Origin of the sequence: Stenotrophomonas sp. TWI602, from assembly GCF_039674045.1 — a bacterium.
In the GTDB taxonomy this organism is placed as follows: Bacteria; Pseudomonadota; Gammaproteobacteria; order Xanthomonadales; family Xanthomonadaceae; genus Stenotrophomonas.
In genome coordinates this window covers 100,961-119,437 of record NZ_JBDJMT010000008.1, presented here as the reverse complement: position 1 = coordinate 119,437, position 18,477 = coordinate 100,961, and the positions used below count along the sequence as shown (strand labels likewise).

16 protein-coding genes are annotated in these 18,477 nt (G+C 66.8%); 6 read left to right on the top strand and 10 right to left on the bottom strand.

All coding sequences use genetic code 11. From position 1 onward, the window contains the following. Position 1: 1 nt before the first annotated feature. From ABE483_RS10405 to ABE483_RS10395, 3 genes are read right to left on the bottom strand one after another with little or no spacing between them, the layout of a single operon-like run. On the bottom strand, positions 2-1,069 hold the full coding sequence (locus ABE483_RS10405) for a LacI family DNA-binding transcriptional regulator (protein ID WP_313211617.1): 1,068 nt from the start codon (positions 1,067-1,069) through the stop codon (positions 2-4). Between the two features lie 42 nt (positions 1,070-1,111). Continuing rightward, positions 1,112-2,404: a sugar MFS transporter gene (locus tag ABE483_RS10400; RefSeq protein WP_313211616.1), complete on the bottom strand. Its 1,293-nt coding sequence runs from the start codon at positions 2,402-2,404 to the stop codon at positions 1,112-1,114. Next, positions 2,404-2,670: a hypothetical protein gene (locus ABE483_RS10395; protein ID WP_346481624.1), complete on the bottom strand. Its 267-nt coding sequence runs from the start codon at positions 2,668-2,670 to the stop codon at positions 2,404-2,406. Before ABE483_RS10395 ends, ABE483_RS10400 begins: the two co-directional genes overlap by 1 nt. A gap of 100 nt (positions 2,671-2,770) precedes the next feature. On the opposite strand from ABE483_RS10395, the gene ABE483_RS10390 reads away from it, so the two are divergent. From ABE483_RS10390 to ABE483_RS10380, 3 genes are all read left to right on the top strand, one after another. Then, the gene (locus ABE483_RS10390; RefSeq protein ID WP_346481623.1) at positions 2,771-3,790 is read left to right on the top strand and encodes a glucokinase family protein; all 1,020 of its coding nucleotides are present in this window, start codon (positions 2,771-2,773) and stop codon (positions 3,788-3,790) included. A gap of 155 nt (positions 3,791-3,945) precedes the next feature. Beyond that, complete coding sequence (locus ABE483_RS10385) at positions 3,946-6,660, top strand: TonB-dependent receptor (RefSeq protein WP_313219579.1); 2,715 nt, start codon at positions 3,946-3,948, stop codon at positions 6,658-6,660. Positions 6,661-6,753: 93 nt separating this feature from the next. Further along, positions 6,754-9,090 (top strand): family 20 glycosylhydrolase, encoded by a 2,337-nt coding sequence (locus ABE483_RS10380; RefSeq protein ID WP_346481622.1) that lies wholly within the window; start codon positions 6,754-6,756, stop codon positions 9,088-9,090. 65 nt (positions 9,091-9,155) lie between these two features. On the opposite strand, the gene ABE483_RS10375 is transcribed toward ABE483_RS10380, so the two are convergent. Both ABE483_RS10375 and ABE483_RS10370 read right to left on the bottom strand, forming a co-directional pair. Then, positions 9,156-9,545 carry a VanZ family protein gene (locus tag ABE483_RS10375; protein ID WP_313219577.1) on the bottom strand — a complete coding sequence of 130 codons (390 nt, stop codon included), beginning with the start codon at positions 9,543-9,545 and terminating at the stop codon, positions 9,156-9,158. A gap of 1 nt (position 9,546) precedes the next feature. Further along, a complete protein-coding gene (locus tag ABE483_RS10370) occupies positions 9,547-10,731 on the bottom strand; it encodes a class I SAM-dependent methyltransferase (RefSeq protein WP_313211609.1) in 1,185 nt (394 codons plus the stop codon). A gap of 56 nt (positions 10,732-10,787) precedes the next feature. On the opposite strand from ABE483_RS10370, the gene ABE483_RS10365 reads away from it, so the two are divergent. After that, complete coding sequence (locus ABE483_RS10365; protein WP_313211608.1) at positions 10,788-11,525, top strand: pteridine reductase; 738 nt, start codon at positions 10,788-10,790, stop codon at positions 11,523-11,525. 65 nt (positions 11,526-11,590) lie between these two features. On the opposite strand, the gene folK is transcribed toward ABE483_RS10365, so the two are convergent. After that, on the bottom strand, positions 11,591-12,082 hold the full coding sequence (gene folK / locus ABE483_RS10360; protein WP_313211607.1) for a 2-amino-4-hydroxy-6-hydroxymethyldihydropteridine diphosphokinase: 492 nt from the start codon (positions 12,080-12,082) through the stop codon (positions 11,591-11,593). An 84-nt stretch (positions 12,083-12,166) separates the two neighbouring features. Here folK and ABE483_RS10355 point away from each other — a divergent pair, with 84 nt between their 5' ends. Further along, the gene (locus ABE483_RS10355; protein ID WP_152152276.1) at positions 12,167-12,901 is read left to right on the top strand and encodes a 20S proteasome subunit A/B; all 735 of its coding nucleotides are present in this window, start codon (positions 12,167-12,169) and stop codon (positions 12,899-12,901) included. Here the strand turns inward: ABE483_RS10355 and ABE483_RS10350 are convergent, their stop codons facing one another. The 4 genes from ABE483_RS10350 to ABE483_RS10335 all read right to left on the bottom strand — a co-directional run bounded on the left by ABE483_RS10350 (position 12,902) and on the right by ABE483_RS10335 (position 17,231). Beyond that, entirely contained in the window at positions 12,902-14,416 is a 1,515-nt protein-coding gene (locus tag ABE483_RS10350; RefSeq protein ID WP_313211606.1) for an ATP-binding protein, read from the bottom strand. A 4-nt stretch (positions 14,417-14,420) separates the two neighbouring features. Continuing rightward, on the bottom strand, positions 14,421-14,861 hold the full coding sequence (locus ABE483_RS10345) for a response regulator (RefSeq protein ID WP_313211605.1): 441 nt from the start codon (positions 14,859-14,861) through the stop codon (positions 14,421-14,423). Then, positions 14,858-16,678: an ATP-binding protein gene (locus tag ABE483_RS10340; protein WP_313211604.1), complete on the bottom strand. Its 1,821-nt coding sequence runs from the start codon at positions 16,676-16,678 to the stop codon at positions 14,858-14,860. Before ABE483_RS10340 ends, ABE483_RS10345 begins: the two co-directional genes overlap by 4 nt. Before the next feature lie 181 nt (positions 16,679-16,859). Further along, positions 16,860-17,231 carry a BON domain-containing protein gene (locus ABE483_RS10335; RefSeq protein WP_313211603.1) on the bottom strand — a complete coding sequence of 124 codons (372 nt, stop codon included), beginning with the start codon at positions 17,229-17,231 and terminating at the stop codon, positions 16,860-16,862. 170 nt (positions 17,232-17,401) lie between these two features. On the opposite strand from ABE483_RS10335, the gene ABE483_RS10330 reads away from it, so the two are divergent. Then, a complete protein-coding gene (locus ABE483_RS10330) occupies positions 17,402-18,442 on the top strand; it encodes an oxidoreductase (RefSeq protein ID WP_346481621.1) in 1,041 nt (346 codons plus the stop codon). Positions 18,443-18,477 lie beyond the last annotated feature (35 nt).

Below are 18,477 nucleotides of genomic sequence, written 5' to 3'. Positions count from 1 at the left end.
CTCAGGTCGTTTCAGGAGAAGGAAGCCGTGCACCCTGCGGGCGCATCGGCGCGGTGGAGCCACGCACCACCAGCTGCGGCACGAAGCCCTGGTTCTGCAGCTGCAGTGGTGCGTCGTCGTAGGCATCGCTGCGCAGCTGCGCGATCAGCAGGCGCGCGGCATGCCGGGCGATGTCTTCGGTGGCCTGCTTGGCGGTGGTCAACGGCGGCCAGGACTGGCGTGAGAACGGGCTGTCCTCGAAACCGGCAATGGACAGGTCGTAGGGCACGTTCATGCCGGTGGACTTGGCTGCCGCCAGCACGCCGGCGGCGATTTCATCGTTGGAGCCGAAGATCGCGGTAGGCGGTTCGCGCAGCGCCAGCAGCCGTCGTGCGCCGCGGAAACCATCATCGAAGGTGTAATCGCCCTGCACCACCAGGTGCTTGTCGATGCTCATGCCGTAGTCGCGCAGTGCTGCTTCGTAGCCGGCGTAACGTTCGCCGCTGGACCTGTGCGAAGTGCCGCCCCAGAGGAAGCCGATCCGCTGGTGGCCCAGCTGGATCAGGTGCTCGGTGATTTCATAGGCCGCTTCGCGGTCATCGACGAACACGCACGCGCCGTCTTCGGGATCGGCGGTGGCGGCGATGATGCGCACCAGCTTGATGCCGCGGGCAGTGAGCGCGGCCACCAGATCCTTGCGCTCGGACATCGGCGCGGTCAGCACCAGCCCGGCCAGGCGCGAACGCTGCACCCAGTCGGCCAGTTCCTCGGCGAGCATCGGCGAGCTGGAATCGCAGGGGTGGATCTGCAGCCCGAAGCCGGTTTCGCGACAGGCGGCGAGCACGCCGTTCTGCACGCCGATGATGTGGTACGGGTTGGGGTTGTCGTAGACCAGCCCGACCACCAGCGTGGTGCCGGTGCGCAGGTTGCGCGCGGCCGGATCGGGCTCGTAGTCCAGCTCGGCGATCGCACGCAGCACCCGTGCACGGGTGGCCTGCATCACCGAGGGCTCGTTGTTGATGACCCGCGAGACCGTCTTCAGCGATACCTTGGCCCGTTCGGCGACATCCTTGATGGTCGCTCTACGCATCGTCTTTTCCTGGCTGACCGGTTGAGCGTCCATGATCGCCGATCACTGCCCGTCGCGGGACAGCCCGACGCGGTGGCCGCGCATCGAATAGAACAGGATGTACAGGTAGCAGGGCACCATCAGGCCGGCGAACACCCACTGGAAATCGAAGTGCTGCTTGAGCACGGCAAACAGCTGGGGAATGATCGCGCCACCGGCGATGGCCATCACCAGCAGGGCCGAGCCGGTCTCGGTGAAGCGGCCCAGGCCGCGGATCGCCAGCGGGAAGATCGCCGGCCACATCATCGCGTTGGCAAAGCCCAGGGCCGCCACGAAGCCCACCGAGACATAGCCGTGGGTCAGCAGCGCGCCGATGCAGAACAGCACGCCCAGCACCGCCGAGATGCTCAGGTAGCGCGACTGCGAGACCAGGTGCGGGATCAGCGCCAGGCCGGCCAGGTAGCCGATCAGCATCGCGCCCAGGGTGATCGAGGTGAACATCTTGGTCTGGTCCAGCGGCAGGTCGAAGCCGTGGCCGTAAGTGCCGATCGCATCGCCGGCCATCACTTCCACGCCGACGTACACGAACAGGCACAGCACGCCCAGCCACAGGTGCGGGAACTGGAAGATGCTGGTGCGCTCGGCCACCCCGGGCGCGCGGGCCGGCGTGGCATTGGCTTCAGCGGTCTTCAGCTCGGGCAGCGGCGAGAACAGCACGCCCACTGCCAGCACCACCAGCAGCCCGGCCATGGCCATGTACGGCAGCTGGATCTTGGCGGCGAAGTCATTGAGCAGCACCGTCTTGGCGGCCGCATCGGCGACCTTCACCTGGGCGTCCAGATCGCCGATGCCATGCAGCACCAGCGTGCCGATCAGCACCGGGGCCAGCATGCCGGCGATCTTGTTGCAGATGCCCATCAGCGCAATGCGCCGGGCCGCGGTCTCGATCGGGCCGAGGATGCTGATGTACGGGTTGACCGCCGTCTGCAGCAGGGCCAGGCCGCTGCCGATGATGAACAGGCCGCTGAGCGCGCCCGGGTACCAGCGCTGCTGGGCGAAGTGCGCGAAGACCACCGCACCGGCCGCCATCACCAGCAGGCTCAGGCTCAGGCCCTTCTTCATGCCGGTGCGCTTGAGGATCCACGAGGCCGGCAGGGCCAGGAAGAAATACGACAGGTAGAAGACCATCAGCACCAGGAAGGCGCCGACCTCGTCCAGCTCGAAGGCGAGCTTGACGAAGGTGATCAACGGGCCGTTGAGCCAGGTGAAGAAGCCGATCAGGAAGAACAGCACGCCGATGATCAGGATCGAGGTAAGCACGCTCGAACGCGCGGAGGCAGCAGGCACGGCAGACATCAAGGAGGCTCCTGCATCGACGGCGCCTGGGCGGCATCGGAAGAGTGGCTGGGAACAACGTTGTCACATTTATTCGTTGCAGCCGCCAGGTTTGTCAACAACTGGTTCACGCCAGCGCCGCGCATTTTCCTTTGCTGCACCTGCGCAATCTGGCGGCAGCGCTCGGCGCGGGAGGAGCGAAGCCCGTATTCACGGCAGTTTGCGAAAACATGACGGCAGTGTGATGAAAACGTTTTCCCGCGCAAACCCACGTTGCGGCGCAGCATCGAAAGTGTGAGGTTATCGTTGACATCGTTGTCAGAACGATTACAGACTCCGCCTCAATCGCCGGGTCAGCCCTGGCCGTGCCCAACCGATGGAGTCCGTGTGACCAACGCCGCCCACGCTGTACCGGCCCATGCCCCGCCCGCCGCGACGCCGCCGTTCCTGGCCGCCGACGTGGGTGGCACGCATGTCCGGGTTGGCCGGGTCCAGGCCAGCGCCGATCCGGCCCATCCGGTGGAGCTGCTGGACTACCGCAAGTTCCGCAATGCGGATTACGCCGGCCTCAGCGCGATCCTGTCCGACTTCCTGGCCGACGGCCCGCGCCCGACGCATTGCGTGGTCGCCACGGCCGGCTATGCCCGCGACGACGGCACGGTGATCACCGCCAACCTGCCCTGGCCGCTGTCGGCGCGGCAGATCGAGCGCGATGTCGGGCTGGACCAGGTGTACATCGTCAATGACTTCGAAGCCGTGGCCTACGCCGCCGCCCAGGTCGATGCCAGCGGCGTGCTGCAGCTGACCGGCCCGGCCACCGCCCCGCGCGGCCCGACCCTGGTGGTCGGTCCCGGCACCGGCCTCGGCGCGGCGGTATGGATTCCGACCGCCCATGGCGCGGTGGTCCTGGCCACCGAAGCCGGCCAGCCGACGCTGGCCACCACCACCGAACTGGAGATGGCGATCGTGCGGCAGATGCTGCGCGACCGGTCGCATGTCTCGGTCGAGCAGGCGCTGTCCGGCCCCGGCCTGATGAATCTGTATCGCGCCCTGTGCGCGTTGAACGACCACGCACCGACGTTGACCACCCCCGATGCGATCACCGCCGCCGCCGTGGCCGATCAGGACCCGCTCGCGCGGCAGAGCCTGGACGTGTTCTGCGGCCTGCTCGGCAGCACGATCGGTGACATGGCGCTGCAGTACGGCGTCACCGGCGGGGTCTACCTGGCCGGCGGCATCCTGCCGCAGATCCGCGATTTCCTGTTGAACAGCACCTTCGTCGAGCGGTACCTCAACAAGGGGCCGATGCGCGAGGCGCTGGAACGCATTCCCGTGAAGGTGGTCGAGCACGGGCAGCTGGGCGTCATCGGCGCCGCCAGCTGGTATCTCGGCCGCTCGGACACCTGATCTGCCACGGCGCCGGGATCGGCGCTGCGGACACCGCACCACGCAGTACGTAGTACCCAAGGCGCACCCGGACAACAGGCGCGCGGCACAGTCGTACCAGACGCAAGCAAACAGACGCCGTCGCCGGCGACCATCGAGTGATGAGGAGAGACATCATGAACACCCGCAAGACCCTGCTTTCCGCAGCCATCGTCAGCTGCCTGGCCTTCAGCGCCCACGCGCAGCAGGCCCCTGCCTCCACGCCGGCCGCAACCGACCTGGACACCATCCAGGTCACCGGCATCCGCGGTTCGATGGAGAAGTCGCTCGATACCAAGCGCGAAGCGAATGCGCGCCTGGAAGTGGTCACCGCCGAAGACGTGGGCAAGCTGCCCGCGCACAACGTCGCCGATACCCTGCAGCGCGTGCCCGGCGTGAACATCAGCTCGTCCAGCGCCGATGAGGGCGGCTTCGATGAAGCCGACCGTGTCAGCCTGCGCGGCACCAGCCCGAGCCTGACCCAGACCCTCATCAACGGCCACAGCGTCGGCTCGGCCGACTGGTTCGTGCTCAGCCAGGGCAACAACGTCGGCCGCAGCGTCAGCTATTCGCTGCTGCCGTCCGAGCTGGTCAGCTCGGTGGAAGTGAACAAGTCCTCGCAGGCCAAGCTGCAGGACGGCGGCACCACCGGTACCGTCAACATCATCACCCGTACCCCGCTGCAGTTCGCCAAGCAGTTCACGGCCGAAGCATCGATCGGCGCCGTGCGCTCGGACCAGGCCGACTCGACCGATCCGCAGTACTCGGCCCTGTTCAACTACAAGAATGACGCCAACACCTTCGGCGTGCTGGTGCAGGGCTTCTACCAGGAGCGCGAACTGCGCCGTGAAGCGCAGGAAATCCCGGGCGGCTTCTTCGCGCTCAAGGCGACCGATCCGGTCGTGGCAGGCATCCCCGATCCGGCCAATCCGGGCCAGTTCCTGCAGGCGCCGCGTCCGGACCTGGAAGGCCTGTCCATTCCCGGCCTGCTGGGTTCGACCCTGTTCGAGCAGACCCGCAAGCGCAAGGGTGGCATGGTCACCGTGCAGTGGAAGCCGATCGACACGCTGACCCTGGGCCTGAGCGGCTTCACGTCCGAACTGGAAGCAAACAACTACAACCGCAACTTCATGATGTTCGGCAGCGGCTTCGGCCGGACCCAGGCCCCGGACCCGGGTTACACCGTGGTGGATGGCGTGATCACCAACGCGACGTATACCGGTGTTCCCGGTACGAACTACGGCGTGTACGACATGATCTACCGCGAGGCCACCGCCAAGAGCAGCTACGTCACCTTCGACGCGGACTGGCAGATCAACGACAACCTCAACGCGAAGTTCCAGGCCGGCACCACCAAGGGCACCGGCGAAACCCCGCGCCAGTTCATCGCCGAAGTCACCGTCGGCCAGGGTGGCGGCGCGTCTTACGCCAGCCACGGCGCCGGCTCCCCGGTCGACTGGAACATCGGTGGCGACCTCAGCGAAGCAGGCGTCAGCAGCTTCGGCACCTGGGGCAACCAGCTGGTCAAGGCAGAGGACAAGGAAGACTGGGCGTCGCTGGATTTCAACCAGTACTTCAGCAACGGTGGCACGCTGAGCTCGATCGACTTCGGCCTGCGCTTCGCCGACCACGAACGTGAAGCCCTGTCACCGGAAGGCGCCAGCCCGGGCGATATCTGGTCCGCACTGCGCGGCAGCGCCACCGGGCAGTACCCGGGCAACTTCGCCAGCGGCGTGGGCGGCACCTTCCCGCGCAACATCTGGTACTACACCCCGGATGCGCTGCAGAACGCCATCGTCAACAACTCGACCTGGCTGGCCGGCAACGACGGTCCCGACGGCCGCCACAACTACGGTGCCGAGTGGAAGGTGAAGGAAAAGAACTTCGCCGGTTACGTGCAGGCCAACTTCACCGGTGACTGGTGGAGCGGCAACATCGGCCTGCGCTACGTCAACATCAAGCAGGACATCGACACCTACCTGGCCGTCAGCGATCCGGCCCGCGCCGACGTGCGCAGCCTGTTCGGCATGTGGCAGCGCCAGGCCTTCGAGAACAAGCACGACCGCGTGCTGCCGAGCGCCAACATCAAGTTCGACCTGGACGATGACCTGGTGCTGCGCGTGGCCGCGTCGCAGACCCAGACGCTGCCGGACTACTCGGCACTGGGTGCGTCGTCGTGGGGTTCGGATCTGAACAAGACCGGCGGTGGCGGCAACCCCGACCTGAAGCCGACCCTGTCCAGCAACCTGGATGCCAACCTGGAGTGGTACTTCATGCCGCGCGGCCTTTTGTCGCTGGGCGCGTACCACATGCGCCTGAAGGACTACATCGCCTTCGACGTGGTCCAGCGCCAGCTCTTCAGCGAACTGACCAACCAGCTTGAAACCTACGACATCTCCACCCCGATCAATGCCGATGGGCAGGTCACCGGCGTGGAAGTGGCCTACGAGCAGCCGATCGGCGAGTACTTCGGCGTCAACGCCAACTACACCTACGCCAATGGCAAGACCAACCACACCTGGGCCGATGGCACCAACAACCTGCTGGGCACCTCGAAGAACACCTACAACGTGGGTGCGTACTTCGAGAACGAACGCTTCGGCGCCCGCGTCAGCTACACCCGCCGTTCCTCGTTCCTGATCAGCCTGTCCGGTACCAACCCGTACTACCAGGATGACTTCGGCACCCTGTCGGCGTCGCTGAGCTACAAGGCAACCGACTGGCTGAGCATCAGCCTGGATGGCCTGAACCTCAACAACCCGACCTACAAGTACTACCAGAGCGCGTTGATTCCGACCTCGTTCTACTCCAACGGCCGCCAGTACTATCTGAACTTCCGCTTCAAGTACTGATCGCCGCGGTAACACGCTGCACACCTGAAACGGGCCCGGATTTCCGGGCCCGTTTCACAGGTGGAACCCGATTCGCTACAAAGGAATGACCCGATGCACACCCGCACCCGTCGTACCTCGCTGTCGCTGCTGTCCTTCGCACTGGCGCTCTCCCTCGCACCGCTGGCCCAGGCTGCCGACGCACAGGCACCGGCTGGCCCGAAGGCCCTGCCCGGTTCGCTGATGCTGATCCCCGCGCCCGCCAAGGTCGATCGCATCGACGGCGCCGGGTACACCGTGACCGCCGCCACGCCGGTCCGTGCACAGGGCCAGGCCGCCCAGCGCGTCGCCACGCAGTTCGCCACCCTGCTGCGCGACAGCGGCGGCCCGGCGGTAACGGTCAGCGAAGGACGCGGCAAGGACGGCATCCGCTTCGTGCTCGATGCCACGCTCAAGACCGGTACCGAGGGCTACCAGCTGCGTTCGGACGCGCGTGGCGCGACCGTGCAGGCCGCCACCGAAGCCGGCCTGTTCTACGGTGCGGCCACGCTCTCGCAGCTGCTCACCGGCGGCAGCGATGGCAAACTCCCGGCGCTGCGTATCGACGATGCGCCCCGTTTCAGCTGGCGCGGCCTGATGCTCGATTCGGCCCGCCACTTCCAGAGCCTGGATGAGATCAAGCAGGTCCTCGATGCGATGGCCGAGCAGAAGCTCAACACCTTCCATTGGCATCTCACCGATGACCAGGGCTGGCGCATGGAGATCAAGCGCTACCCGAAACTGACCGGCATCGGCAGCTGCCGCATTCCGGCCGGCGATGGCGGCCGTGACCCGGTCACCGGCGCCGAGCGCCCGTACTGCGGCTTCTATACGCAGGACCAGATCCGTGAGGTGATCGCGTATGCCGCCGCGCGCCATATCCAGGTCATTCCTGAAATCGACGTGCCCGGCCACGCCACCGCAGCGATCGCGGCCTACCCGGAACTCGGCACGATCGACACCCCACTCAAGCCGCTGAGCGAATGGGGCGTTTTCCCGAACCTGTTCAACACCGACGACAGCACCCTCGAGTTCCTCGAGAACGTGCTGGAAGAAGTCATCGCGTTGTTCCCGGCCACGTACGTGCACGTGGGTGGCGACGAAGCGGTCAAGGACCAGTGGGAGGCCTCCGCACGGGTGCAGGCACGCATGCGCGACGTGGGCGCCGGCGATGAGATGGAAATGCAGAGCCACATCATCAAGCGCCTGGAGACCTTCCTGGAACAACACGACCGGCGCCTGATCGGCTGGGATGAAATCCTCGAGGGCGGGCTGCCGCCGGAAGCCACGGTGATGTCCTGGCGCGGCACCGAGGGCGGCCTCAAGGCCGCCAGCGAGGGCCACGACGTGGTCATGTCGCCGGTGACCGACATGTACATGGACTACCTGCAGACCAACTCACCGAACGAACCGCCGGGCCGCCCGGCGACGATTCCGCTGGCACGTGTGTACGGCTTCGAGCCGGTGCCGGACGCGCTGGCCAAGGACAAGCAGCACCACATCCTCGGCCTGCAGGCCAACATGTTCACCGAGCACACGCGCAGCTACGCGCGTCTGCAGCACAACCTGTTCCCGCGCCTGGCCGCGGTGGCCGAGACCGGCTGGTCGCCGCGCGAGCGCCGCGACTATGCGGATTTCCTGGCGCGCCTGCCAGCGCAGCTGCAGCGTTACCAGGCGATGGGCATCGCGTATGCGCAGACGCCGTTCCAGGTGGAGCTGGACAGCACGGACGACCGCGCCGCCAGCACCGCGACGCTGGCCCTGCGCACCGCGCTCGGCTACGACATCCATTACAGCGTGGATGGCAGCGCGGTCACCGCGCAGTCACCGCGCTACACCGCCCCGCTGCAGCAGCCGCTGCCGGTGGCGCTGCAGGCGGCCACGTTCTTCAACGGCCAGGCGTTGGCCAAGGCGGCCAGCCGCTTCGATGTCACCGCCGCGTCGCTGCTGTCGCGGACCGACGAACATCTCGCGCAGTGCCCGGGCGAAGGCCAGTTGCTGCTGCGCCTGGAAGACGACGGCCCGGCCGATGGCGAGCGCGCGATCTTCAACGTGGACATCTTCAACCCGTGCTGGTTGTGGAAAGACGCGGACGTGGAGGGCATCGCCAAACTGCGCGTGCGGGCCGGGCAGATCCCGTACTACTTCCAGCTGGCCCACGACGAGCCGAACCGCCGCTTCGCGCCCAGGCGCAGCGCACACGGGGAGATGGACATCCTCGGCGGGCAGTGCGATGGCAAACCGCTGGCCAGCGTCACGCTGCCGGCCGCGCCGGGCGCCGATGGCTTCATCACGCTGGAGGCGGCATTGCCGCGGTCGCTGAAGGGTACGCAGAACCTGTGCGTGCGCTTCACCGGCGATACCCGGCCGACGATGTGGGTGCTGGATGAGATGACGCTGTTGCCGCGCTAATTCGGGCACCGGGGTGCCGGCCAGCGGCCGGCACTACCGGTCGTGCGTCGCCGACGTCACACCCATCAACCGCGCAGGCGCACCAGCAGATCGCGCAACGGGGTGAACACGATCGCCAGGCCGGCCAGCACGCCAACGCTGTTGGCCAGCGCATCCATGGGGTCGGCCATGCGGTTGACAGTCAAGGCGCCCTGCGCGAATTCGATGCCGATGCCCAGCGCGACCAGGCCGACCGCGGCCCAGACCAGCGCCGCACGCCGCTGGTAGATCTGCACGGCGGAGGCGGCCAGCAGGAAATAGGCGAGGAAATGCTCGACCTTGTCGCTGTTCTCCGGCAATGCGAGCGGCGGCGGCGGAATCAGGCAGACCACGATCGTGCCCAATACCGCCCCCCACCACAGCGCCAGCCAGAACCGCGGCCAGCGCAGCGGCTTCAACAGATCCGGGGCCGCCACGTTACAGCCGCCAGGTCAGATCGCCGAGTTCGAAGGCGGGTTCGAAATCGACATCACGCTGGAAGCCCATCACCTGGAAGCGCTCGCCCATCTCGGTCGGCAGGGTCAGCTTTTTCACCTGATCGCGCAGGCGCACGCGGCCGATCTCGTCGGTGCGCGCATCGGCTTTCTCCAGCAGCGTATCCAGCCCGTTCCCGAGCAGGAAACTGGCCTGCGTGCAGTAACCGGCCAGTTCGAATCCGGCACCGGTGCCCGACTCGGCCAACGCGGTGAAATCCACCGAGGCAGTCAGGTCCTGCAGGCCCGGCCAGCGGTACAGATCGTTGTGCACGTGATGGCGATAGAACGCGCGCACCGTGCCGTCGTCGCGGTCGTCCTGGTAATACTCGTTGCGCGGGTAGCCGTAATCGACGAACAGCATCGCGCCGCGCTTCAGGCCGCCGGCGATCGCCTGGATCCAGTACGGCAGCTGCGGCAGCAGTTCGGAACGGTAACCATCGGCGAAGGGCTTCTCGCGGTAGTGCTCGACATGCCGCACCGCTGCGGTGAGCATCGCATCGGCCGGCTGCGCGCCGCGCACGAAGGCGCCCTGTGCATCCAGCTCGACGGTTTCCTCGTACACCATGCCATCGCGCGCGAGGAAGCGCGGCGTCGGCAAGGCATCGATCACTTCATTGGCGAAGACCATGCCGTCCCAGTCGTCATCGAACGGGCCGTCCAGCCACTCCACCAGGGCGAACACGGGCGGGATCAGCGCCTTTTCCAGGCGCTCGCGCTGGCGCTCGCGCAGGTCCGCGCTGGGCTCCAGGATCGCGTAGCGCTCAGGCAGCGCGTCCAGTTCCAGCATGCGCTTGAGCAGCACTTCGGCGAACGCGCCGCTGCCGCCCCCCACTTCCATGAAACGCGCTTCCGGGCCGAGCTGCTGCATCACCGGGGCGATCGCATTGGCCAGCGTGGCGGCGAACAGCGCGCCGATTTCCGGCGAGGTGGTGAAATCGCCGGCGGCACCGAACTTGCTGGCACCGGCGCTGTAATAGCCCCAACCGGGGGTGTACAGGCTCAGCTCCATGAAACGGGAGAACGGCATCGCGCCGCCGTTGGCGAGGATTTCAGCACGCAGCGCCGCGGCCAGCTCGTCGCTGTGGGCCAGGGCGTCGGATTCGGGGGTGGGCAGTGGGGAATGCATGGCGCGGGCGATTGCGGTGACAATGCACAGCATAGCCTGAGCAGGGAGTACCCCCGATGACCGATACCGCGCCCGTGGCGCTGATCACCGGCAGCGCGCGCCGGATCGGCGCGGCCATCGCCCGCCAGTTCCACGCCTGTGGCTGGTCGGTGGTGCTGCACGCCCACACCTCCACGACCGAGCTGCAGCAGATGGCCTTCGACATGGACATGCTGCGCCCGGGCAGCGTGCTGGCGCTGCAGGCGGATCTGCGCGATGCCGATGCCCTGCCCGATCTGATCGACCAGACCGTGGCCCAGTTCGGCCGTCTGGACAGCCTGGTCAACAATGCCTCCAACTTCTACCCCACCCTGCTCGGCCAGATCACCGCCGCGCAATGGGACGACCTGTTCGCAGTCAACGCCCGCGCGCCGCTGCTGCTGGCCCAGGCCGCCGCGCCGCACCTGCGCCGCCAGCAGGGCAGCATCGTCAACCTGACCGATCTGCACGGTACCCAGCCGATGCGTGACCACCCGGTGTACGCCGCCGCCAAGGCAGCCCTGGAAATGGTCACCCGCTCGCTGGCGCTGGAACTGGCGCCCAAGGTACGGGTCAACGCGGTCGCCCCTGGCGCCATCCTGTGGCCGGAACAGGGCAAGGACGATTTCGCCCAGCAGGCGCTGCTGGCGCGCACGCCGCTGGCCCGTACCGGCACGGTGGAGGAGATCGCCGAGGCGGTGTACTGGCTGGCCACCGAGGCCGCGTTCGTCACCGGGCACACGCTGCGCGTGGATGGTGGGCGGACGTTGTCGTAGGCGGCCACCGTTGGTGGTCGCATGCGGGCCCCGTACCGACCAACGGTCGGTACCTACCGCATCGATCAGACCGGCACCAGCTCCATCGTGTCGAACGGCTCGCCGAACTGCCGATGGGCCCGCCACAGCGCCTCCAGGGTCAGCCCGCTGACCGGGTCGCGGAAGTCCGGCGCGATGTCGGCCAGCGGCTTGAGCACGAAGGCGTGCTTGAGCTCCGGGCGCGGGATGCGCAGGTGGCCGGGGCCTTCCACGATCAGGTCGCCGTAGAACACCACATCGATATCCAGGGTGCGGTCGCTGAAGCGCGGGCCGCTGCGGTCGCGGCCGTGGGCATCCTCCAGCGCGTGCAGCCAGTCATCCAGCGTCTGCAGCGGCAGATCGGTTTCGATCGCCACGGCGTTGTTGAGGAAATCCGGCCCGTCGAAGCCGACCGCGGCAGTGCGGTAGGCCGGCGATACCGCGATCGCGCCAAAACGCGCGCGCAGCGCTTCCACCGCGGCGTGAAGGTGCTGTTGCGGCTGCAGGTTGCTGCCCAGGCTCAGGAGCGCAGTGGTCATGGTATTCAGCGTACGTGGGGCGATTCCACACGGGGGCAACATGCCCAGCGCATAGAATCGGGGTGCACATCATAGGACACCGACATGACCTATTGCGTCGGCATCGAGGTGGACGAAGGCCTGGTCTTCGCCGCCGACACCCGCACCAACGCGTCGCTGGACGACGTACGCGTGCACCGCAAGCTGCACGAGTTTGAGTTTCCCGGTGAAGCCGCCTTCGTCATCATGGCCGCGGGCAACCTGGCGACCACCCAGCTGCTGATCTCACGGCTGCGCCGCGATGTGGAGGAACAACGTCCGGAAAACCTGCGCGCCTACCGGCATCTGTTCGAGGTGGCCGAGTACGTGGGCCGGGTGCTGCTCGACAGCCAGGTCAAATCCAGCACGCATGAGGCGGGCCAGGACGGCATCGTGACCCAGGCCACGCTGATCCTGGGTGGCCAGATCGGCGGCGAGCATCCGGGGCTGTACATGATCTATCCCCTCGGCAATGCGATCGCGGCCTCGCCGGAGACCCCGTTCCTGCAGATCGGCGAGTCCAAGTACGGCAAGCCGATCCTGGACCGGATCCTGCGCCCGCAGACGCGGCTGGAAGACGCTGCGCGCACCGCCATCGTCTCGCTGGATTCGACCATCCGCTCCAACCTGTCGGTCGGGCTGCCGGTGGATCTGGTGCTGATCCGCAAGGATGACCTGCGCATCACCCAGCGCATGCGCCTGGCCGGCGACAGTCCGCTCTACGCGGAAATCCACGGCAACTGGTCCTTCAAGCTCGAACAGGCCGTGGCCAGCCTCCCCCGGTTTCCCTGGGAGGCCTGATCAGGCGGTTTCCAGCGCCTCGGCGACCGAACGGAACACCTGCTGCATTTCCAGCGGCTTGCGCAGCACGTGCACATTGATGCCGGGCGGGAACACCGCCAGCGGCACGGTCACCTCGGCTTCTTCCAGCACCAGCGCCGGGCCGCGGTAGCCCAGCGTGGCCATCTCGCCCAGCAGGTGGCTGGCCGAGAGCAGCTTGGAGCCGGCATCGGCGATCACCAGGGCCGGCATGCTCTCCTGCTGCATCCAGCGCAGCGCGGCCGCACCATCGGAGGCCAGCTGCAGGTGATAGCCCTGGCTGGACAACGCATTGCCCAGCAGCGACAGCCGCGTCGCCTCACCATCCACGACCAGGATGGACTGGCCGGTACCGGCGGCGATCGGCCCATCGACCGCAGCGGCGGTGTCGGCGATCTCGCGCATCGGCAGCAGCAGATCGAAGCGGGTGCCGACACCCGGCTGGCTGTCGACGTGGATGCTGCCGTGTGCGCCTTCAATGATGCGCTTGCACGAAATCAGGCCCAGACCGGTGCCGGTGGCCTTGGTGGTGAAGAAGGGATTGAACAGATGCGACAGCGTGTCGGCATCCATGCCGATGCCTTCATCGGTCACCGAGATCCGCAACCAGTCCTCGCCATGCGTATCGGCGGCGGATGCCGCGCGCAGGGTCAACCGGCCGCCGTCCGGCATGGCCTGGATGGCATTCAACGCGAGGTTGAGCAGGACCTGCTGCAGCTCGGTGTAGTTGGCATCCACCGCCAGGCCATCGGCCACCTCCAGGTGCAGGGTGACCTTGGCCGGCAGGTTGCTGCGCAGGAGCAGCTCGACCCCTTCGAACAGGTGGACCAGGCAGATGTGCTCGCTGCTGTTGCGCGAACCGCGCACGAAGGACAGCATCGATTCGGCCATCTCATGCCCGCGCCGGCCGCACTCGGCGATGATGTCGGCCAGATGGTGCAGCTGCGGATCGTCGGTCCGCGCCTTCATCAGGTCCGGCATGATCAGCAGCGGCTGCAGGATGTTGCGCAGGTCGTGGCTCAGGCCGGCCGCCAGCAGCGACAGGCTTTCCAGACGCTGCGCGCGCATCAGCTCGGCTTCCACCCGCTGGCGGTCGATCGCGCTGCGCGCTTCGCGCACGGCACGCGCCACCGCCGAGGGCAGACGCGCCGGCTGGTGCTTGATGATGTAATCGTTGGCGCCCTGGTGCAGGGCGGCCACCGCGTTTTCCTCACCCATCGTGCCGGACACGAAGATGAAGGGCACCTCGGGCAACGCGGCGCGCACGATCTGCAGCGCTTCATTGCCGGAGAAGCCGGGCATGCTCAGGTCGGACAGCACGATATCCGGCGCGGCGCGCTCGAGCGCCTCACGCAGTTCCTGCGCGCTCTCGACCCGCTCGAAGCTCGCCTCCAGGCCAGCGTCGAGCATCTGCTCGCACATCAGTTCGGCGTCTTCCGGCGAATCCTCGATCAGCAGGATCCGCAGCGCACCCAGGGCGGGGCCGGTCAGCGGCATGGGCTTACTCGATCTCCGGTGCCTGGTTGATCAAGCCCCAGAACTTGCCCAGGGTCTGCACGGCGCCGAAGAACTGGTCCACGTCCACCGGCTTGACCACGTAGGCGTTCACGCCCATGTCCCAGCTGCGCGCCAGATCGCTTTCCTCGCGCGAGGACGACAGGATCACCACCGGCAGCCGCTTGAGCTCCTCGGTGTTGCGGATTTCCTTGAGCACTTCCAGCCCATCCATGCGCGGCATCTTGATATCCAGCAGCAGCACGGCCGGCAGGCCTTCATCGCGGTTGGCGAAGGCGCCACGGCGCAGCAGGTAATCCATCGTTTCCACGCCGTCTTCGACGTGCACGATCGGGTTGGCCAGGCGGGCCTCCTTCAATGCGTCGATGGCCATCTCGGCGTCGGCGGGGCTGTCCTCGGCAAGGAGGATGGTACGGAGAGCGGTCATGCGGCGGAGCCCTTGTTGATTGCGTCGAGCGCGGGTGGAAGAACGAAGTGGAACGTGGCGCCCTGATCGACCGCCGACTCGGCCCAGATACGGCCCCCGTGGCGGGTCAACACCCGGCGGACACTGGCCAGGCCGATGCCCGTGCCGGGGTAGTCACTGGCCTTGTGCAGCCGTTGGAACACCCCGAACAGCTTGCCGGCGTAAGCCATGTCGAACCCGGCGCCGTTGTCGCGCACGGTGAACAGATGGCTGCCGTCCGGCTGCAGTTTGTAGTCGACCTCGATCCGGGCCGGCTCGCGGTTGGAAGAATACTTGATCGCGTTGCCGAGCAGATTCAGCCAGACCTGCCGCATCATGTTTTCATCGGAAACAATGATCGGCAGCGGCGCGATCTTCCAGTCGATATGGTGCGGCACCCCGCTGCTCTCCGACTCGCTCTGCTGGTTGGCATCGAGCATGGCGCGGGTGTCGGCCACCAGCGACTGCATGTCCACGGCCTGCAGCCGCATCGCCGCCCGGCCCAGGCGCGAATAGACCAGCAGGTCGTCGATCAACGCGGCCATGCGTTTGGCCGAATTGGAAATCACGCCAAGGTAATGGAGCGACTTCTCGTCCGCGCCCTCGCCCAGGTGGCGGGTCAGCTTGTCCGAGAAGCCGGCCACGTGGCGCAGCGGCGCGCGCAGATCGTGCGAGACGGAGTAGCTGAATGCTTCCAGTTCGCGGTTGACCTCGGAGACCTGCTCTACTTTCCCTTCCAGCTGGCGATTGAGCTCTTCCACCCGCAGCTGCACGGCGCGCTGGACGGTGACATCGCTGACCGTCATCAGCACCACTTCGTCGTCCTTGTCGGGCAACGGCATGCGCCGCGCGTTGATGAGCATGATGCGCACCACGTCATCGGCGGTGCGCTGTTCGTGCTCGTAGTCCCACAGCTCGCGGCCGCGCAGCAGCACATCGGTCAGACGCTGGCGGACCACCGCATCGGCCCAGGCACCGTCGCCGATGCTGTCCAGCGGCAGCCCCTCGGGCGATGTCTCCTCGTCCAGCCCATACAGTTCGGCGAACGCGGGGTTGTGCATCTGTACCCGCAAGCTGCGGTCGAGCAGCACGATCGGTTCGCGCACGGTATGCAGCACCGAGGCCGCGCGCTCGGCCGCGCGCAGCGAGGCACGTTCGGCGGAGAGGCGATGGCGGATCTGCCGCTGCAACAGCCACAGCACCAGGCCGAGCAACAGCAACTGCACCACCAGCGCCGACCAGGAGACGAACTCGCCCTGCCGCTGCTGTGCGGCAAACAGCGTTGAGCGCTGCTTGAGCAGCTGTTCCTCGGTGGCCTGGAGTTCTTCCACCAGGCTGCGGATCGGGTAGCGCGTGGTCAGGTCGGCCACCAGCTGGCGCTGATCGGCATCGGGCGAGGAACGGGCCAACTGCTTGGCCAGTTCCATCCGGCGCTCGAGCATGGACTGGATGCGACCGATCCGGACCAGCTGATCGGGATTGTCGCGGGTCAGTTCCGCCAACCGCGCCAGCCGCCCCGGAATGTCGTCGGCCTGGGCCAACCGCTCACGCAGGCCGGGGGCATCGATGCCCTTGGACATCGTCAACGCCGCGGATTCCACATCGCGGACATCGGCCTGCAGCTGGTAGACCGCCACCCCGACATCCTGGGTATGGGTGACCCAGTTCATCGCATCGATGTTGTCATTGGCCAGCTTGCGCAGGGTGAGCCACGGCACCACGATGATGGCTACCGCCGCCAGGGCCAAGGCCGGCAGACGCCAGCGGTCCCAGATTTGATCACTGAACACCAGCGCCATAGTCCCTCTTCAGCTCGATGCCATCGACGACCCGGCCCAGGCGGCAGCGCCGGCCCGCGCAGCCCATCGGCAATGGCGAAGCGGTGAATATACTCCACCCCTTTGTGAATACGGGGCAGGCGGCCTGCAAAAAAAGAGCGCGCCCGAAGGCGCGCCCTGTTCAGCGATGCAGCGGTGGGACTCAGCGTGCGGCGGTCGCAGCCACCTTCAGGTTGGCAGCATCGACGCGCTTGACGCCCTTGATCTGCTGGGTCACGCGCACCGCCTTGTCATGTTCGGCCTGGCTGGCCACGGTCCCGGTCAGGGTGACGACGCCATTGACGGTCTCCACCTTCACTTCGGTACCCGGGACGTTCTTGCTGGTCAGCAGGTCGGTCTTGACCTTGGTGGTGATCCAGCTGTCGGTGACCGGCTCGGCCGAGTCGTGCTTGTCGGCGTGGGTCATCGCGGCATGATCGGTCTTCGGCGGATCCTTGGCCATGGCAGTCGAGGTGCCCAGCACCATGCCCAGGGCCAGCGAAGCAGCAAGCAGATTACGGGTCGTGTTGGTCATGTTCGAATTCCTTTGCGGATGTGCAGCCAGTGTCCGTGCACGGCCGTGGACAGGACGTGGGCGCCGCATAACGTTGCCGTGAACCACTCAGGTTGGCGCCGGATCGTTCAGATTTCCGCCCCGCGCGCGCAGCCGTTACGCTGTCCTGCCCCGTTATGTTGGAGCGCACCATGGCCGCCACACTTCAGGTCGCCTTGATCGGCTACGGGCTGGCCGGCAGCGTGTTCCATGCGCCGTTGATCCTGCATACGCCAGGGCTTGCACTGCACAGCATCGTCAGCTCGCAACTTGATCGCCTGCTGCGCAGCTTCACCGATGTGCGCATCTGCGATGACCCGCAGGCGGTGTTCGATGACCCGGCGGTGGACGCGGTGGTGATCGCCACGCCCAACGATGCGCATGCACCGCTGGCGCGCGCGGCACTGGCGGCGGGCAAACATGTGCTGGTCGACAAACCCTTCGCGCTGTCCGTGGCGGAAGCCGAATCGGTGGTGCAGGCCGCGCACGACGCGGAGCGTGTGGTCACGGTGTTCCAGAACCGCCGCCACGATGCCGACTTCCTCACGCTCAAGCAGGTGATCGACAGCGGCAGTATCGGCCACGTCGCCGAATGCCATTCCCACTTCGACCGCTTCCGCCCGCAGGTGCGCGAGCGCTGGCGCGAAAGCGATGCGCCCGGCAGCGGGCTGTGGATGGATCTGGGGCCGCACCTGCTGGACCAGATGCTGCAGCTGTTCGGCTGGCCCGGCGCGATCAGTGTGGACCTGATGGCGCAGCGCGAACACGCGCTCGGCAACGACTACTTCCATGCGGTGCTGCATTACCCCCGGCATCGCGCGATCCTGCATGCCGGCTCGCTGGTGGCCGCCTCCGGTCCGCGCTTCATCGTGCATGGTGATGCCGGCAGCTATCTGAAGGACGGGCTGGACGTGCAGGAGGATCAGCTGCGGCGAGGCATTGCCCCGGGCGCCCCGGGCTGGGGACTGGACCCGCAGCACGGTCATCTGGTGCGGATCGATGCCGACGGGCACACCCGGCGCAGCACCGTGGACAACATGCCCGGCGATTACCGGGCGTTCTATGCGGCCTTCCGCGATACAATGCTGGGCGTGGGCGAAGCGCCGGTCAGCACTGCGCAGGCGCTGCAGCTGATGCGCCTGCTGGATGCGGGCGCAGAGAGTGCACGCAGCGGGCGGCGGGTGACCCTTTGAATCGGTCACGCCAGCCCACGTAGCTCCACGCCATG

Bases quoted from the DNA above. Each gene is read 5' to 3' on its own strand.
- ABE483_RS10370 (WP_313211609.1), bottom strand. From the start codon at position 10,731: ATGCATTCCCCACTGCCCACCCCCGAATCCGACGCCCTGGCCCACAGC.
- ABE483_RS10395 (WP_346481624.1), bottom strand. From the start codon at position 2,670: ATGCTGCGCCGCAACGTGGGTTTGCGCGGGAAAACGTTTTCATCACAC.
- ABE483_RS10355 (WP_152152276.1), top strand. From the start codon at position 12,167: ATGACCTATTGCGTCGGCATCGAGGTGGACGAAGGCCTGGTCTTCGCC.
- ABE483_RS10350 (WP_313211606.1), bottom strand. From the start codon at position 14,416: ATGCCGCTGACCGGCCCCGCCCTGGGTGCGCTGCGGATCCTGCTGATC.
- ABE483_RS10365 (WP_313211608.1), top strand. From the start codon at position 10,788: ATGACCGATACCGCGCCCGTGGCGCTGATCACCGGCAGCGCGCGCCGG.
- ABE483_RS10405 (WP_313211617.1), bottom strand. From the start codon at position 1,069: ATGCGTAGAGCGACCATCAAGGATGTCGCCGAACGGGCCAAGGTATCG.
- folK (WP_313211607.1), bottom strand. From the start codon at position 12,082: ATGACCACTGCGCTCCTGAGCCTGGGCAGCAACCTGCAGCCGCAACAG.
- ABE483_RS10335 (WP_313211603.1), bottom strand. From the start codon at position 17,231: ATGACCAACACGACCCGTAATCTGCTTGCTGCTTCGCTGGCCCTGGGC.
- ABE483_RS10385 (WP_313219579.1), top strand. From the start codon at position 3,946: ATGAACACCCGCAAGACCCTGCTTTCCGCAGCCATCGTCAGCTGCCTG.
- ABE483_RS10330 (WP_346481621.1), top strand. From the start codon at position 17,402: ATGGCCGCCACACTTCAGGTCGCCTTGATCGGCTACGGGCTGGCCGGC.
- ABE483_RS10380 (WP_346481622.1), top strand. From the start codon at position 6,754: ATGCACACCCGCACCCGTCGTACCTCGCTGTCGCTGCTGTCCTTCGCA.
- ABE483_RS10340 (WP_313211604.1), bottom strand. From the start codon at position 16,678: ATGGCGCTGGTGTTCAGTGATCAAATCTGGGACCGCTGGCGTCTGCCG.
- ABE483_RS10400 (WP_313211616.1), bottom strand. From the start codon at position 2,404: ATGTCTGCCGTGCCTGCTGCCTCCGCGCGTTCGAGCGTGCTTACCTCG.
- ABE483_RS10345 (WP_313211605.1), bottom strand. From the start codon at position 14,861: ATGACCGCTCTCCGTACCATCCTCCTTGCCGAGGACAGCCCCGCCGAC.